Below are 14,413 nucleotides of genomic sequence, written 5' to 3' on the forward strand. Positions count from 1 at the left end.
AAATGTTATTTAGTAACACGAGCTTCACGTAAACCCGCAACCCGATATGAACGGCCACGCCGACATGCTCAGTTTCGACATCGTCGCACGCATCGCGGAGCGCGCGCCCGAGTTGCGCAGCGCCGAGCGCAAGGTCGCCGCGCTGATTCTCGACGACCTGACGGGCGCATCGCGCGCGAGCATCGGTGCGCTCGCCGACAAGGCGGACGTGAGCATCGCGACCGTGACGCGTTTCGCGAAGGCGGTCGGCTGCGTGGACGTGCGCGAATTGAAGCTTCGGCTCGCGCAGGCGGCGGCCGTGGGTCAGCGCTTTCTGAAGCGCGAGCCTGATGCGGTGCCCGATTCGCTCGCCGCGCGCATTTTCGAGGAAGTGCAGGCGACGCTCGCGCAGAATCAGGGCGCGCTCGCCGCCGCGCCGATCGCCGAAGCCGCGGACGCGCTCGCCGCGGCATCGATGATCTACGTGTTCGGCATGGGCGGCGGCTCGACCGCGCTCGCCGACGAGATGCGTTTTCGTCTCGTGCGGCTCGGACGGCCGGTCGCGTCCTATCAGGACGGGCTGTTGCAGCGGATGGTCGCGTCGACGTTATCGAAAGAACATCTCGTGGTTGCGCTATCGGTGACGGGGCAGACGCCGGAGATGGTCGAAAGCTGTCAGCTCGCGAAACAGTACGGCGCGCGCGTGATCGCACTGACCGCGCCCGCGTCGCCGCTCGGCGCGCTTGCGGACTGGCTGATTCCGGTTATCGCGATCGAAACGGATTTCATCTACAAACCGTCGTCGTCGCGCTACGCGATGATGATGGCGCTCGATTTGCTCGTCACCGAACTGGCCGTCAAGCAGGCCGACCACAGCCGCGAACTGTTGCGCCGCATGAAACACGCGCTCGATTCGCATCGCGGCGGCGGCGAGCGTCAACCTTTGGGAGACTGATCATGGAATCGTTGAAAGCCGACACGCTGATCGTCGGCGCGCGCGTGATCGACGGCACGGGCGCGCCCGCCGTCGAGCGCGATGTCGCCGTGCGCGACGGGCGCATCGTGGCGATCGAGGCGCCGGGCGGCTTGTCCGGCTGGCATGCCGATGAAACCTTCGACGCCGAGGGCAAAGTGCTCGCGCCCGGTTTCATCGACGTTCACACGCACGACGACACGCACGTGATCCGCTCGCCGCAGATGATGCCGAAGATCACGCAGGGCGTGACGACGGTGATCGTCGGCAATTGCGGCATCAGCGCGTCGCCGGTGACGTTGAAGGGCGATCCGCCCGATCCGATGAACCTGCTCGGCGACGCCACCGCATTCAGATATCCGACCTTCGCCGCGTATGTCGATGCCGTCAACGAAGCGCGTCCGGCGGTGAATGTCGGCGCACTGATCGGGCATACGGCACTACGCAACAATCATATGGACCGGCTGGATCGCGCGGCCAGCGCCGATGAAGTCGCGGGCATGCGCGCGCAACTCGAAGAAGCGCTGGATAACGGCGCGCTCGGCTTGTCGAGCGGGCTCGCGTACGGATCGGCGTTCAGCGCGCCGCCGGAAGAAGTGCAGGCGCTGGCCGAGCCGCTCGCCAAAGCCGGCGCGCTCTACACGACGCACATGCGCACCGAATTCGACGCGATTCTCGATGCGATGGACGAGGCGTATCGCGTCGGCCGTCATGCGCGCGTGCCGGTGGTGATCTCGCATCTGAAGTGCGCGGGGCCGTCGAACTGGGGACGCAGCACGGAAGTGTTGAAGTCGATGGAAACCGTGCGCGACGGCCAGCCGGTCGGCTGCGATTGCTACCCGTACAACCGGAGTTCGTCGACGCTCGATCTGAAGCAGGTCACGGGCGATATCGACATCACGATCACGTGGTCGACGCCGCATCCGGAGATGGCGGGCAAGCTGATCCGCGAAGTCGCCGACGAGTGGAAAGTCAGCCAGCAGGAAGCGGCGAAGCGCCTGCAGCCGGCGGGCGCGGTGTATCACAACATGTCGGAAGACGACGTGCGTCGCATCCTCTCGCATCCCGCGACGATGGTCGGCTCCGACGGCTTGCCGAACGATCCGCTGCCGCATCCGCGTTTGTGGGGCGCGTTTCCGCGCGTGCTCGGCCACTACGCGCGCGACACGGCGCTGATTTCGCTCGAGGAAGCGGTGCGCAAGATGACGAGCCTGTCGGCGCGGCGCTTCGGTCTGACGGAGCGCGGCGAGTTGAAGGTCGGCTATCACGCGGATCTGGTCGTGTTCGATCCGGAGCGTGTGCGCGATGCCGCGACGTTCGCGAAGCCGCAGCAGGCGGCCGACGGCATCGACGCGGTGTGGGTGAATGGCGTTTTGACGTATCGCGAGCAGGCCGTGACCGGCGCGCGCGCGGGACGTTTCGTGGCGCGCGGCGCGGCATCGAAGCTCGATGCGCAGGGCGCGTTTTGAATTCTTATCGCATGGAAAAAGGAGCAGGACGATGAAGCGTTATGGCGTGGAAGGTGGCAAGGGACAAGGCGGCGCGCACATGCCGTTCGCACGCGCGGTCGAGGCGGATGGCTGGCTGTTCGTGTCGGGCCAGACGCCGATGGAAAACGGCGAGGTGATCAACGGCGGCATTGTCGAGCAATCGCACAAGGCGATTCAGAACGTGCTCGCGATTCTGAAGGAAGCCGGTTACGGCACGGAAGATGTCGTGCGCTGCGGCGTGTGGCTGGACGATCCGCGCGATTTCGCGTCGTTCAACAAGGTCTTCAAAGAGTACTTCGGCGCGAATCCGCCGGCGCGCGCGTGCGTGGTGTCGTCGATGGTGATCGACTGCAAGGTCGAGGTGGATTGCGTGGCTTATAAGAAGGCGTAAGCGCGATCGCGGCTCTGGTTCATCGAAAGCAGAGCCGCGTCATCATTAATCTGTTTTACTGCCGCGCCAGCCGCGCATTATCCGGCATCGGCAGATTGAAGTTCGTCCGAAACGGGTTGATGTCGAGCCCGCCGCGCCGCGTGTATCGGGCATACACCGCCAGCCGCTCCGGTCTGCATTCCCGCATGATGTCCATAAAGATGCGCTCGACGCATTGCTCATGGAACCCGGTATGTCCGCGATAAGAAACTATGTATCGCAACAATCCCGCATGATCGATCTGTCCGCCGTAGTAGCGAATCTGCACGCTGCCCCAGTCCGGCTGTCCCGTCACCGGGCAGTTCGATTTCAACAGATTCGAGAACAGCGTCTCATCGGTCGGCGTTTCGTCGTGCGCCGCCTTCAGGAGCGACGGATCCGGCGTGAAAACCTCGCAATCGAGATCGAGTCGATCCAGAGACAAACCGTCGAATTCTTCCATCGTCAGCTTGCCGAAGTCGCCGGGCGCCGCGAGCTGTACCGACACCGTCGCGCCGCAGATCGCGGATACGTCGCGTTTGATGGCGGCGCGCACGTCGTCGATGGAATCGAACTGCGTCTGCGCGAACGAGCCGAGATACAGCTTGAACGACTTCGACTCCACGATATTCGGCGAGTCCGCCGGCACGAAGAAGGTCGCGACCGCCACCTGCGGCTTGCCGCGCCGGTTCAGCCACGACAATTCATAGGCGTTCCAGATATCCGTGCCGAAGAATGGCAGACGCGCGGGCACGCCGATCGAATCGCGCGCGCGCTTGCGATCGATCGGAAACAGCAACGATGCGTCGTACTGTTCGGTGTAGTGGACGGGCTTGCCGAGCGGAGATTGATCGGGTGTCATGATGCGTTCGCAATGCCGCTGAGAACATGCCCCGTCGCGGTGACGACGCGGGCCGATTCGCAGTGGCGAATTTGATCGTCGAAGAAAAAATCGGGCTCGAATTCTCGCAGGAATTCGCCTTTGTCGAGGCCGCCGAGAAACATCGCTTCGTCGATTTCGATGTCCCAGGCCATCAGCGTGCGGATCGCGCGCTCATGCGCGGGCGCGGAGCGCGCGGTGACGAGCGCGGTGCGGATGTGCATCGGCGACTTGCTTTCGTTGTCGTCGGCGATGCGCTGCAACTTGTTCAACGCCGCCAGCAGCGGTTTGAGCGGGCCGCCGGGAAGCGGCGAATCCTTCTTTTGCGTTTCGTGGCCGACGAACGCGCCGAGCCCCTCGCTCTGAAAGATGCGCTCGGCTTCGTCGGAGAACAGAACGGCGTCGCCGTCGAACGCGATGCGAATCTCGTCCGCATAACGGCTCGCGGCGCGCGGCGTTTCCGGCAGTACGCGCGCAGCTGGAAAACCGGCGGCGAGCGCGTCGCGCACATCGTGCGGATTCGCCGACAGAAACAGCGACGCCCGCAGCGGCTTCAGATACGCGAACGGCGAGCGGCCGCGCGTGAACACGCCGCGCTCGATCGCGAGACCATGCTCGCGGCACGAATGAAACGCGCGCAGACCGCTGATCGGATCGCTGCGCGACAGAATCACCACTTCGACGCGCTGCTCGCCCGCGTTGAGCGCGAGCAGCTTGCGGATCAGCCCGAACGCGACGCCCGGCTTCGCGGGCGTCTCCAGCCGTGAACGTTGCAACGCTTCGTATTGGGCGAGATCGCCCGTCTCGAAGACGCGGTTCTCTTCCTCGAAATCGAAAAGCGCGCGCGACGAAATCGCGACGACGAGCTTGTCTTCGAGCGTGAACTTCGGCATCGCTGCTTAAGCCAGGAACAGCTTGTACACCGGGTTCGCGCCTTCGTCCCACCACGGATAGCCGAGCGTCGCGAGGAAGCGCTCGAACTCCGCGTTGTCCGACTGCGGCACCTGAATGCCGACGAGAATCGAGCTGGTATCCGCGCCCTGATTCCGATAATGGAACAGGCTGATGTTCCAGTCCGGCGCCATCGACGACAGGAACTTCATCAGCGCGCCCGGGCGCTCCGGGAATTCGAAGCGCAGCAGGCGTTCGTCCCGCGCGAGCGGCGAATGACCGCCGACCATGTAACGGATGTGCTGTTTCGAAAGTTCATCGTGCGACAGGTCGACCGTCGCGAAACCATGCTCGACGAACGACGACATCATCTGCGCCGTTTCCTTGCGCGACTTGATCTGCACGCCGACGAAGATATGCGCGGCCTTTTCATCGGCAATGCGGTAGTTGAATTCCGTCACGCTGCGTGTGCCGACGAGCTCGCAGAAGCGCCTGAAGCTGCCGCGCTCCTCGGGAATCGTCACGGCGAACACGGCTTCGCGCGCCTCGCCGACTTCCGCGCGCTCCGCGACGAAGCGCATGCGGTCGAAGTTCATGTTCGCGCCCGACGTCACCGCGACGAGCGTCTTGCCTTCGATGCCTTCGCGCTCCGCGTAGAGCTTGGCGCCCGCGACAGCGAGCGATCCCGCCGGCTCGAGCACGCTGCGGGTGTCCTGAAACACGTCCTTGATCGCTGCGCAAAGCGCGTCGGTATCGACGGTGACGACTTCATCGAGCAATTCGTTGCACAGCCGGAACGTCTCCTCGCCGACGAGCTTCACCGCCGTGCCATCCGAAAACAGCCCGACTTCGTTCAGCGTGATGCGTTTGCCGGCCTCGATCGACTGCGCCATCGCGCAGGAATCCTCGGTCTGCACGCCGATCACCTTGATCTCCGGCCGCACCGCCTTGATGTACGCCGCGACGCCCGCCGCGAGTCCACCGCCGCCGATCGGCACGAAGATCGCGTGAATCGGGGCCTGGTGCTGGCGCAGGATCTCCATGGCAATAGTGCCCTGTCCGGCGATCACCTCCGGATCGTCGAACGGGTGCACGAAGGTCAGGCCGCGCTCTTCCTGAAGCTGCACGGCGCGCGCGTACGCGTCGCTGTACGATTCGCCCGCGAGCACCACTTCGACGGTCGGTCCGCCATGCGCGCGGATCGCGTCGATCTTGACCTGCGGGGTCGTGGTCGGCACTGCGATCACCGCACGGCAGCCGAGCCGCGCCGCCGACAGCGCCACACCCTGCGCATGATTGCCCGCCGACGCCGTGATCACGCCGCGCGCGAGTTCGTCCGCCGACAGATTCGCCATCTTGTTGTAAGCGCCGCGAATTTTGAAGGAGAACACCGGCTGGTTGTCCTCGCGCTTCAGGAACACGGAATTGCGCAGACGCGCCGACAGGATGCGCGCGGGTTCGAGCTCGCTCTCCCGCGCGACGTCGTACACGCGCGCGGTCAGCACTTTCTTCAGGTAGTCGGGATGTGTCATGCGTGGAATCGTCACGCGGCAACGGTGCGCGCGGGTTTTTGAGGGCGAAAGCATCAATGATAGCGCCAACCGCGCGCCTTCCGGGCACGCCATGCGTTTCTACCGTCCGGACGGTCGTGCAAAAAAGCGTCGAAAATGACACGAACGCGTCGCGAATGCGCACGCAAAAGCCCCTTCTCGCTGCTAGCAACCGCGAACGCGCGTCACCGCGATGAGTTAGAATTTCCTTTTACGAATCAGCAATCAGGATCGGCAGATGCACCGGCAGCTTCGGATCGATTTTTGGGCGCATGTCTCCCGCGCGTCGCACCCGGCGGCCGAGCGGCATGCGCGCCGCGCGCGATCGTGGCGTTGATCCAGGGCACATCGAAGGCGCCGTGATGGAGTTCACTTCGCCGCGTTTCACGCTGCGTGACCCGGCGGCCTTCGCCAAGATAAGTCTCATTCGAAAATTTGCGCCCCCACGCGCATCGTCGGCGTTTCCGCTTTTCGAAGCGCGCCCGCCGGCACACCGAACCGTCGAACATGAACGCACCTCAAGCCTTCGATCCGAACGGCGCCCATGCCGCCTTGGCGCTCGATGTCGAGCCCCGTCTGCGCGAAATCCCCTATAACTACACGTCGTTCTCCGATCGTGAAATCGTCATGCGGCTCCTGGGCGACGAAGCCTGGGCCGTGCTCGACGAACTTCGCAACGAGCGCCGCACGGGCCGCTCCGCGCGCATGCTGTACGAAGTGCTCGGCGATATCTGGGTCGTGCGGCGCAATCCGTATCTCCAGGACGACCTGCTGGACAACCCGAAGCGCCGCGCGCTGCTGGTCGAGGCGCTGAATCACCGGCTCACGGAGATCGATAAGCGCCGCAGCGCCGATCTCACCGCGCATAGCGACGAAGCCGGCAGCCGCGAGCGCGCCGAGCGCGTGCAGTTGCTGATTACCGCCGCGCGCCGCGCCGTCGACGACTTCGCCTCCGAGTTCGGCAGCATGGCCGACTTGCGCCGGCGCGCTTCGCGCGTGCTGGGCAAGGAGACGCAGAAAGACAACATCAAGTTCGATGGCCTGTCGCGCGTCTCGCACGTCACCGACGCGACGGACTGGCGCGTCGAATACCCGTTCGTCGTGCTGACGCCGGACACCGAAGGCGAAATCGCCGGCCTGATCAAGGCGTGCTTCGAACTGGGACTCACCGTCATCCCGCGCGGCGGCGGCACCGGCTATACGGGCGGCGCGATTCCGCTCACGCCGTTCTCGGCCGTCATCAACACGGAAAAGCTCGAGCAGCTCGGTCCCGTCGAAATGACCGATCTGCCGGGCGTCGATCACAAGGTCGCGACGATTTTCTCCGGCGCGGGCGTCGTCACACGGCGCGTCACCGAGGCGGCCGAGCAGGCGGGCTTCGTGTTCGCCGTCGATCCGACTTCGCTCGATGCCTCGTGCGTCGGCGGCAATGTCGCGATGAACGCGGGCGGCAAGAAGGCCGTGTTGTGGGGCACGGCGCTCGACAACCTCGCGTGGTGGCGCATGGTCGATCCGGAAGGCAACTGGCTCGAAGTCACGCGTCTGGATCACAACTGCGGCAAGATTCACGACGTCGAAGTGGCGCGCTTCCGGCTCGACTGGTTCGACGGCAATCGTCCGCCGGGCGAGAAACTTCTGCGTACCGAAAATCTCGACATCACCGGCCGCACGTTCCGCAAGGAAGGGCTCGGCAAGGACGTCACCGACAAATTCCTCGCCGGCCTTCCCGGCGTGCAGAAGGAAGGCTGCGACGGGCTGATCACGTCCGCGCGCTGGATCCTGCACAAGATGCCCGCGCACACGCGCACCGTTTGCCTCGAATTCTTCGGTCAGGCGCGCGACGCAATTCCGAGCATCGTGGAGATCAAGGACTATCTCTTCGAAACGTCGAAGCAGGGCGGCGCGATTCTCGCCGGCCTGGAGCATCTCGATGAGCGCTATCTGCGCGCGGTCGGCTACGCGACCAAGAGCAAGCGCAATGCTTTCCCGAAGATGGTGCTGATCGGCGATATCGTCGGCAATGACGCCGATGCCGTCGCCGCCGCGACTTCCGAAGTCGTGCGCATGGCCAACGGCAAGAGCGGCGAAGGCTTCGTCGCCGTGAACGCCGAGGCGCGCAAGCGTTTCTGGCTCGACCGCTCGCGCACCGCGGCGATCGCAAAGCATACGAACGCGTTCAAGATCAACGAAGACGTCGTGATCCCGCTCAACCGCATGGGTGAGTACACGGACGGCATCGAGCGCATCAATATCGAGCTGTCGATCAAGAACAAGCTGCAACTCGTCGATGCGCTCGAAGCGTTCTTCCGCACCGGCAAGCTGCCGCTCGGCAAGACCGACGACGCGAACGAAATTCCCAGCGCCGAACTCCTCGAAGATCGCGTGCAGCAGGCGCTCGACCTGCTCAAGCGCGTGCGCGAGCGCTGGACCTTCGTCAGCGAAAAGCTCGACATGCCGTTGCGCGAGGCGCAGCACTATCTCGTCAATCTCGGCTACGCAGCGCTCGCCGAAAAGCTCGCGGATCGCGTTGACGTGCAGCCGGATGCGAACATCTTCCACGTCGCGCAGGATCGCACGGTGCGCATTTCGTGGAAGCAGGAGATTCGCGCGGAACTGCGCCAGATCTTCAACGGCGGCGAATTCAAGCCGATCCTCGACGAAGCGCAGGCCATCCACAAGCAGGTTCTGCGCGGACGCGTGTTCGTCGCGCTGCACATGCATGCGGGCGATGGCAACGTGCACACCAACATTCCCGTCAACTCCGACAACTACGAGATGCTGCAGGACGCGCATCACGCGGTGGCGCGCATCATGAAGCTCGCGCGTTCGCTCGATGGCGTGATTTCGGGCGAGCACGGTATCGGCATCACCAAGCTGGAGTTTCTGACCGAAGAGGAAATCGGCGATTTCCGCGCGTACAAGCAGCGCGTCGATCCGCACGGTCGCTTCAACAAGGGCAAGCTGTTCGAAGGGGCGGACCTGCGCAACGCCTACACGCCGAGCTTCGGGCTGATGGGCTACGAGTCGCTCATCATGCAGCAGTCGGATATCGGCGCGATTTCCGATTCGATAAAGGACTGCCTGCGCTGCGGCAAGTGCAAGCCGGTCTGCGCGACGCACGTGCCGCGCGCGAACCTGCTGTACAGCCCGCGCAACAAGATTCTCGCGACTTCGCTGCTGGTCGAGGCGTTCCTGTATGAAGAGCAGACGCGCCGCGGCGTATCGATCAAGCATTGGGACGAGTTCAACGACGTCGCCGATCACTGCACGGTCTGCCATAAATGCGTGACGCCGTGCCCGGTGAAGATCGACTTCGGCGATGTCACGATGAACATGCGCAATCTTTTGCGCAAGATGGGCAAGAAGAAGTTCAACGCGGGCAACGCGGCGGGCATGTTCTTCCTCAATGCGACGAATCCGCAGACCATCAATCTCGCGCGCACCGCGATGATGGGTGTCGGCTACAAGGCGCAGCGCTTCGGCAACGACGTGCTGAAGAAGTTCGCGAAGAAGCAGACGGCGAAACCGCCCGCGACGGTCGGCAAGCCGCCCGTGGTCACGCAGGTGATCCACTTCATGAACAAGAAGATGCCGGGCAATCTGCCTAAGAAGACGGCGCGCGCGCTGCTGGATATCGAAGACAACAAGATCGTCCCGATCATCCGAAATCCGAAGACGACTACCGTCGATTCGGAAGCCGTGTTCTATTTCCCCGGCTGCGGCTCGGAGCGCCTGTTCTCGCAAGTCGGGCTCGCGACGCAGGCCATGTTGTGGGAAGCGGGCGTGCAGACCGTGCTGCCGCCGGGCTATCTGTGCTGCGGTTATCCGCAGCGCGGCTCGGGGCAGTACGACAAGGCCGAGAAGATCGTCACGGACAATCGGGTGCTGTTCCATCGGGTCGCGAATACGCTGAACTATCTCGATATCAAGACCGTGGTCGTGTCGTGCGGAACCTGCTATGACCAGCTTGCGGGCTATGAATTCGAGAAGATCTTCCCGGGCTGCCGGATCATCGACATTCACGAATTCCTGCTCGAAAAGAACATCAAGCTCGACGGCGTGACGGGCACGCGCTACATGTACCACGACCCGTGTCACTCGCCGATCAAGACAATGGACCCGGTCAAGCTCGTCAACGACCTGATGGGCTCCAAGAACGACGGCTACAAGATCGAGAAGAACGATCGTTGCTGCGGCGAGTCGGGCACGCTGGCGGTCACGCGGCCGGACATTTCGACGCAAGTGCGCTTCCGCAAGGAAGAGGAGATCCGCAAGGGCGCGGCCAGGTTGCGCGGAATCCCGCTCGTCGCCGAAGCGGGCGCGAACGCCATCAACATGGCGAACGCGGCGGCCGGTGCGGCGGGCGCGCAACCGGGCTCGGTGCTCAAGGCCGGCGAAGGTCCGCAACCGAATGGCCAGGACGTGAAAATCCTCACGAGCTGCCCGTCGTGCTTGCAGGGCCTGTCGCGCTACAACGAGGACGCCAACATCGAGGCGGACTATATCGTCGTGGAAATGGCGCGCAAGGTGCTCGGCGAAAACTGGATGGAACAGTATGTCGAAAGCGCGAACAATGGCGGTATCGAGCGCGTGCTGGTGTAATAGCGAAATCGAGGTTGATTCGCTAGAGGTTCAAGATGGACTGTGTGTTTTGCCGTGAAGACGGCGGTGAGGTGCTGTGGTCGGACGACGCATTGCGCGTCGTCCTCGCTGACGAGCCCGACTGGCCGGGACTGTGCCGCGTGATCTGGGGCGCGCATGTCGCCGAAATGTCCGATTTATCGGATGGTGACCGTGCGCGCGTGATGACGGCCGTGAACGGCGTCGAGCGCGCGATGCGCCGCGTGCTCGTGCCGGAGAAGATCAATCTGGCGAGCCTCGGTAATCAGGTGCCGCACGTCCACTGGCACATCATTCCACGCTTTTCCAACGATTCCCGCTTCCCTCTGCCGATCTGGGCGCCACGCCAGCGCACGGTGTCCGAATCGCAGCTATCGAAACGCCGCGCGCAGGCGACGCTCTTGCGCGAGCAGGTGCGCAACGAGCTGAACCAGGCGTTCGGCCCGCAGGTTGGTCACCCATAAGACGACATCATGAGCGGACTCACTTCAACGACGCCGATTCCCACCGGCGTCGTCGTGCATTCGAAATCCCGCGTGCTCGAACTGCAATACGGCGGGGAGTCGTATCGCGTGCCGTTCGAGTTGCTGCGTGTCTACTCACCTTCCGCTGAAGTGCAGGGCCACGGACCGGGCCAGGAAACCCTGCAGACCGGCAAGCGCGAGGTGACGATCATCGGCATCGATCCGGTCGGGCATTACGCGCTGCAACTGAATTTTTCGGACGGCCACAATACGGGCATCTATTCCTGGGACATCCTGCACAACCTGGCGACGCGGCAGGACCAATTGTGGCGCGAGTATCTGGCGAAACTGGAAGCCGCGGGCGTGGACCGCGACACGCCGATGGCAGCCAAACCAACCGGTGGCCACTGCCACTAAGCATCAAGGCTGCGGCATACGGCCGCACAGCCGGCGCGACGATTGCGCATACATAGAACGAACAACAGGCGAGGAAGAGCGCGATGAGCAAGACCCACTTCGGATACGAAACGGTCGACGAGCAGGACAAGGCGAAGAAAGTGGCGGGCGTGTTCCACTCCGTTGCTGGCAACTACGACTTGATGAACGACCTGATGTCCGGCGGACTGCATCGGATCTGGAAGCACTTCACGATCGGGCAGGCCAAGGTGCGGGCGGGCTACAAGGTGCTGGATATCGCGGGCGGCACGGGTGATCTGGCGATGGCCTTTGCCAGGCAGGCAGGCGAAACCGGCGAAGTCTGGCACACGGACATCAACGAATCGATGCTGCGGGTGGGCCGCGACCGGCTTATCGACAAAGGCGTGCTGACGCCCGCATTGCTGTGCGACGCGGAGAAGATTCCGTTCCCAAACAATTATTTCAATGTTGTTACGGTTGCTTTCGGTCTTCGTAATATGACGCACAAGGACCGTGCGCTGGCGGAAATGACCCGCGTGCTGAAGCCGGGTGGCAAGCTTCTCGTGCTGGAATTCTCGAAGGTGTGGGAACCGCTCAAAAAGCCGTACGATATCTACAGTTTCAAGATTTTGCCGTGGCTTGGCGAAAAAGTGGCCAAAGATGCGGACAGCTATCGGTACCTCGCCGAGTCGATCCGCATGCACCCGGACCAGGAAACTTTGAAAACGATGATGGAACAAGCAGGCCTGGATCGAGTCGAATATTACAATTTGTCAGGTGGCGTGGTAGCGTTACACGTCGGGACAAAATTTTAGTGTTCCACTCTCTTAAGGATTCGATATGTTCGATTCGCGCAAACCCCAATCCCGGGGTTTCCTGAGCTTCTTTTTCAGGAAGGCCGGAATCTTGGCGCTGGCTGGCGTTATTGCGGCCGGCGCAATCTTCGCGGAAACGGCGGAAGCCAAGCGCATGGGCAGCGGCCGCAGCATGGGCCGTCAGTCGGCCACGGCGACGCAGCAGCATCAAGCCACGCCGCCGTCGCAATCCATGCAGCAGGGGCAGGCGGCGCAGGCTCAGCGCGCCCAGCCCGCGCCCGCTGCACCGGCAGCGGCGCAACCCGCGCGCAATCGCTGGCTCGGACCGATTGCCGGTCTTGCGGCGGGTCTCGGTATCGCGGCGCTGCTGTCGCACTTCGGGCTGGGCGAAGCGTTCGCCGGCGCGATGGCCAACATGATCATCATTGCCTTGATCGTGCTGGCGGCCGTCATGCTGTTCCGCTTCATCATGCGCAAGCGTCAGGGCAATAACACGCCTGCATACGCTGGTGCGGGTTCGGCCTCGGGTTCGCCGTACGGCGCCTCCGCGCGCACGAGCCTGAACCAAGACCCGCCGCAAGTGCCGCAACAGCCGAGCGGCTTCGGCGCGAACTACATCGAATCCGCGGCGCCGCAACCGGCCGTGAATCCAAACGTGCCGGCTGGCTTCGACACCGACGCATTCTTGCGTAACGCGAAGGTATACTTCGTGCGACTTCAGGACGCGTGGGACCGCGGCAATGTCAACGACATCCGCGAATTCACGACGCCCGAAATGTTCGCCGAAGTGAAACTCGACGTCGATGCCCGCGGCAGCGCGCCGAACCGCACGGACGTGGTGCAGCTCAACGCCGATCTGCTAGGCGTCGAAGATCGCCCGAACGAGTACCTCGCTAGCGTGCGCTTCCACGGTCTCATCCGCGAGTCGGAAGGCGCGGCGGCAGAGCCGTTCGTCGAGGTGTGGAACCTGTCGAAGCAAAAAGTCGGCAATGAAGGCTGGCTGCTGGCGGGGATTCAGCAGGTAAGTTGATGCCGGCAAGCGCAAATCTGTAGAGCGCCACCGCGTTGCTGTCCGGCGCGGTCTGCGCAGCGTATGTCGAGATAGTTATGGGAAACCGCGCGAAAGCGTCTCGCGCAGATTTACCCCGTAGAATAGGACCCGCGCGAGCCACCGCTTGCGCGGGTTTTTTTATCTCCGAATCGATGACGAACGCAGACGAATCCGCCCGTTCCGTAGCAAATCCCGCCATGAAGACCGTATCCAGTGGATTCGCGGCCGCCGTGAATCATCTGCTCGTGCGTGAGCCTTGGGCGCTCGAACGCCTCAAGCCGTACGCGAGCAAGCGTGTGAAGCTGTCGTGCACGCCGGTTTCGATCGCGCTCGCGGTGCAAGCTGATGGCCTTTTTGCCGCGACCACCGACGCCGAGGCGGGCGCATTCGACGTGACGATCGCCGTTCCGCTCGACGCGCTGCCGGTATTTCTGCAAGGCGGTCAGGCCGCGGTGATGAAGCATGTCCGGATCGAAGGCGACGCGGAGTTTGCGACGACCCTCGCAAAGCTCGCGGAGCATCTGCGCTGGGATCCCGAAGAGGATCTGGCGCGCGTGATCGGCGACGCGCCTGCGCATCGCGTGGGACTCGTCGCGCGGGCGGTGCAGGAGCAGGCGCAGCGCACCGGGCGGAATCTGCTGGACACTTTCACCGAATACTTCCTCGACGAGCGGCCGCAACTCGTGCGCAAGAGCGCGCTCGACGCGTTCAACGCCGAGCTTTCGAGAACGCGCGATGCGCTTGCGCGCGTCGAAAAGCGCATCGAAAGAATCGAGCAACAAAGCGGACAACGAACCGAACAACCACGGCCGGCAAGCGGTGCCTCAGCGCGAACCGGCGGCGAGTCTGTGCGCGACTCGCACGAATAACGAGC

General features: G+C 63.3%; 13 protein-coding genes. 9 read left to right on the top strand and 4 right to left on the bottom strand.

The features are described from left to right. Positions 1-46: 46 nt before the first annotated feature. The 3 genes from NCS58_RS02400 to NCS58_RS02410 are packed head-to-tail and all read left to right on the top strand — an operon-like array spanning position 47 to position 2,833. Positions 47-934, top strand: a complete 888-nt coding sequence (locus NCS58_RS02400) for a MurR/RpiR family transcriptional regulator (RefSeq protein WP_061117854.1) — start codon at positions 47-49, stop codon at positions 932-934. A gap of 2 nt (positions 935-936) precedes the next feature. Next, positions 937-2,421: an amidohydrolase family protein gene (locus tag NCS58_RS02405; RefSeq protein ID WP_250476265.1), complete on the top strand. Its 1,485-nt coding sequence runs from the start codon at positions 937-939 to the stop codon at positions 2,419-2,421. 31 nt (positions 2,422-2,452) lie between these two features. After that, complete coding sequence (locus NCS58_RS02410; protein WP_106854831.1) at positions 2,453-2,833, top strand: RidA family protein; 381 nt, start codon at positions 2,453-2,455, stop codon at positions 2,831-2,833. A 55-nt stretch (positions 2,834-2,888) separates the two neighbouring features. Here NCS58_RS02410 and queF read toward each other — a convergent pair whose 3' ends face one another. The 4 genes from queF to NCS58_RS02430 all read right to left on the bottom strand — a co-directional run bounded on the left by queF (position 2,889) and on the right by NCS58_RS02430 (position 6,587). Beyond that, positions 2,889-3,713 carry an NADPH-dependent 7-cyano-7-deazaguanine reductase QueF gene (gene queF / locus NCS58_RS02415; RefSeq protein ID WP_061117851.1) on the bottom strand — a complete coding sequence of 275 codons (825 nt, stop codon included), beginning with the start codon at positions 3,711-3,713 and terminating at the stop codon, positions 2,889-2,891. Next, complete coding sequence (locus tag NCS58_RS02420) at positions 3,710-4,624, bottom strand: 5'-nucleotidase (RefSeq protein WP_061117850.1); 915 nt, start codon at positions 4,622-4,624, stop codon at positions 3,710-3,712. Before NCS58_RS02420 ends, queF begins: the two co-directional genes overlap by 4 nt. 6 nt (positions 4,625-4,630) lie before the next feature. Beyond that, positions 4,631-6,154 carry a threonine ammonia-lyase, biosynthetic gene (gene ilvA / locus NCS58_RS02425; RefSeq protein ID WP_061117849.1) on the bottom strand — a complete coding sequence of 508 codons (1,524 nt, stop codon included), beginning with the start codon at positions 6,152-6,154 and terminating at the stop codon, positions 4,631-4,633. 229 nt (positions 6,155-6,383) lie between these two features. Then, positions 6,384-6,587 carry a hypothetical protein gene (locus NCS58_RS02430; protein WP_250476267.1) on the bottom strand — a complete coding sequence of 68 codons (204 nt, stop codon included), beginning with the start codon at positions 6,585-6,587 and terminating at the stop codon, positions 6,384-6,386. A 92-nt stretch (positions 6,588-6,679) separates the two neighbouring features. Between NCS58_RS02430 and NCS58_RS02435 the strand changes: the two genes are divergently transcribed. The 6 genes from NCS58_RS02435 to NCS58_RS02460 all read left to right on the top strand — a co-directional run bounded on the left by NCS58_RS02435 (position 6,680) and on the right by NCS58_RS02460 (position 14,408). Further along, positions 6,680-10,774, top strand: a complete 4,095-nt coding sequence (locus tag NCS58_RS02435; protein ID WP_250537772.1) for an FAD/FMN-binding oxidoreductase — start codon at positions 6,680-6,682, stop codon at positions 10,772-10,774. Positions 10,775-10,809: 35 nt separating this feature from the next. After that, a complete protein-coding gene (locus tag NCS58_RS02440) occupies positions 10,810-11,256 on the top strand; it encodes an HIT family protein (protein WP_061117847.1) in 447 nt (148 codons plus the stop codon). Positions 11,257-11,265: 9 nt separating this feature from the next. Continuing rightward, positions 11,266-11,673 carry a gamma-butyrobetaine hydroxylase-like domain-containing protein gene (locus NCS58_RS02445; RefSeq protein ID WP_061117846.1) on the top strand — a complete coding sequence of 136 codons (408 nt, stop codon included), beginning with the start codon at positions 11,266-11,268 and terminating at the stop codon, positions 11,671-11,673. Positions 11,674-11,756: 83 nt separating this feature from the next. Continuing rightward, positions 11,757-12,488 (top strand): bifunctional demethylmenaquinone methyltransferase/2-methoxy-6-polyprenyl-1,4-benzoquinol methylase UbiE, encoded by a 732-nt coding sequence (ubiE, locus tag NCS58_RS02450; RefSeq protein WP_250537773.1) that lies wholly within the window; start codon positions 11,757-11,759, stop codon positions 12,486-12,488. A gap of 25 nt (positions 12,489-12,513) precedes the next feature. After that, a complete protein-coding gene (locus tag NCS58_RS02455) occupies positions 12,514-13,518 on the top strand; it encodes a Tim44 domain-containing protein (protein WP_250537774.1) in 1,005 nt (334 codons plus the stop codon). Between the two features lie 218 nt (positions 13,519-13,736). Beyond that, the gene (locus tag NCS58_RS02460) at positions 13,737-14,408 is read left to right on the top strand and encodes an SCP2 domain-containing protein (protein WP_061117895.1); all 672 of its coding nucleotides are present in this window, start codon (positions 13,737-13,739) and stop codon (positions 14,406-14,408) included. Positions 14,409-14,413 lie beyond the last annotated feature (5 nt).

The organism is Caballeronia sp. INML3B (assembly GCF_023631305.1).
Classification (GTDB): domain Bacteria; phylum Pseudomonadota; class Gammaproteobacteria; order Burkholderiales; family Burkholderiaceae; genus Caballeronia; species Caballeronia turbans.

Coding starts and splice junctions, on each gene's coding strand:
- NCS58_RS02400 (WP_061117854.1), top strand. CDS start 47: ATGAACGGCCACGCCGACATGCTCAGTTTCGACATCGTCGCACGCATC.
- NCS58_RS02405 (WP_250476265.1), top strand. CDS start 937: ATGGAATCGTTGAAAGCCGACACGCTGATCGTCGGCGCGCGCGTGATC.
- NCS58_RS02410 (WP_106854831.1), top strand. CDS start 2,453: ATGAAGCGTTATGGCGTGGAAGGTGGCAAGGGACAAGGCGGCGCGCAC.
- queF (WP_061117851.1), bottom strand. CDS start 3,713: ATGACACCCGATCAATCTCCGCTCGGCAAGCCCGTCCACTACACCGAA.
- NCS58_RS02420 (WP_061117850.1), bottom strand. CDS start 4,624: ATGCCGAAGTTCACGCTCGAAGACAAGCTCGTCGTCGCGATTTCGTCG.
- ilvA (WP_061117849.1), bottom strand. CDS start 6,154: ATGACACATCCCGACTACCTGAAGAAAGTGCTGACCGCGCGCGTGTAC.
- NCS58_RS02435 (WP_250537772.1), top strand. CDS start 6,680: ATGAACGCACCTCAAGCCTTCGATCCGAACGGCGCCCATGCCGCCTTG.
- NCS58_RS02440 (WP_061117847.1), top strand. CDS start 10,810: ATGGACTGTGTGTTTTGCCGTGAAGACGGCGGTGAGGTGCTGTGGTCG.
- NCS58_RS02445 (WP_061117846.1), top strand. CDS start 11,266: ATGAGCGGACTCACTTCAACGACGCCGATTCCCACCGGCGTCGTCGTG.
- ubiE (WP_250537773.1), top strand. CDS start 11,757: ATGAGCAAGACCCACTTCGGATACGAAACGGTCGACGAGCAGGACAAG.
- NCS58_RS02455 (WP_250537774.1), top strand. CDS start 12,514: ATGTTCGATTCGCGCAAACCCCAATCCCGGGGTTTCCTGAGCTTCTTT.
- NCS58_RS02460 (WP_061117895.1), top strand. CDS start 13,737: ATGAAGACCGTATCCAGTGGATTCGCGGCCGCCGTGAATCATCTGCTC.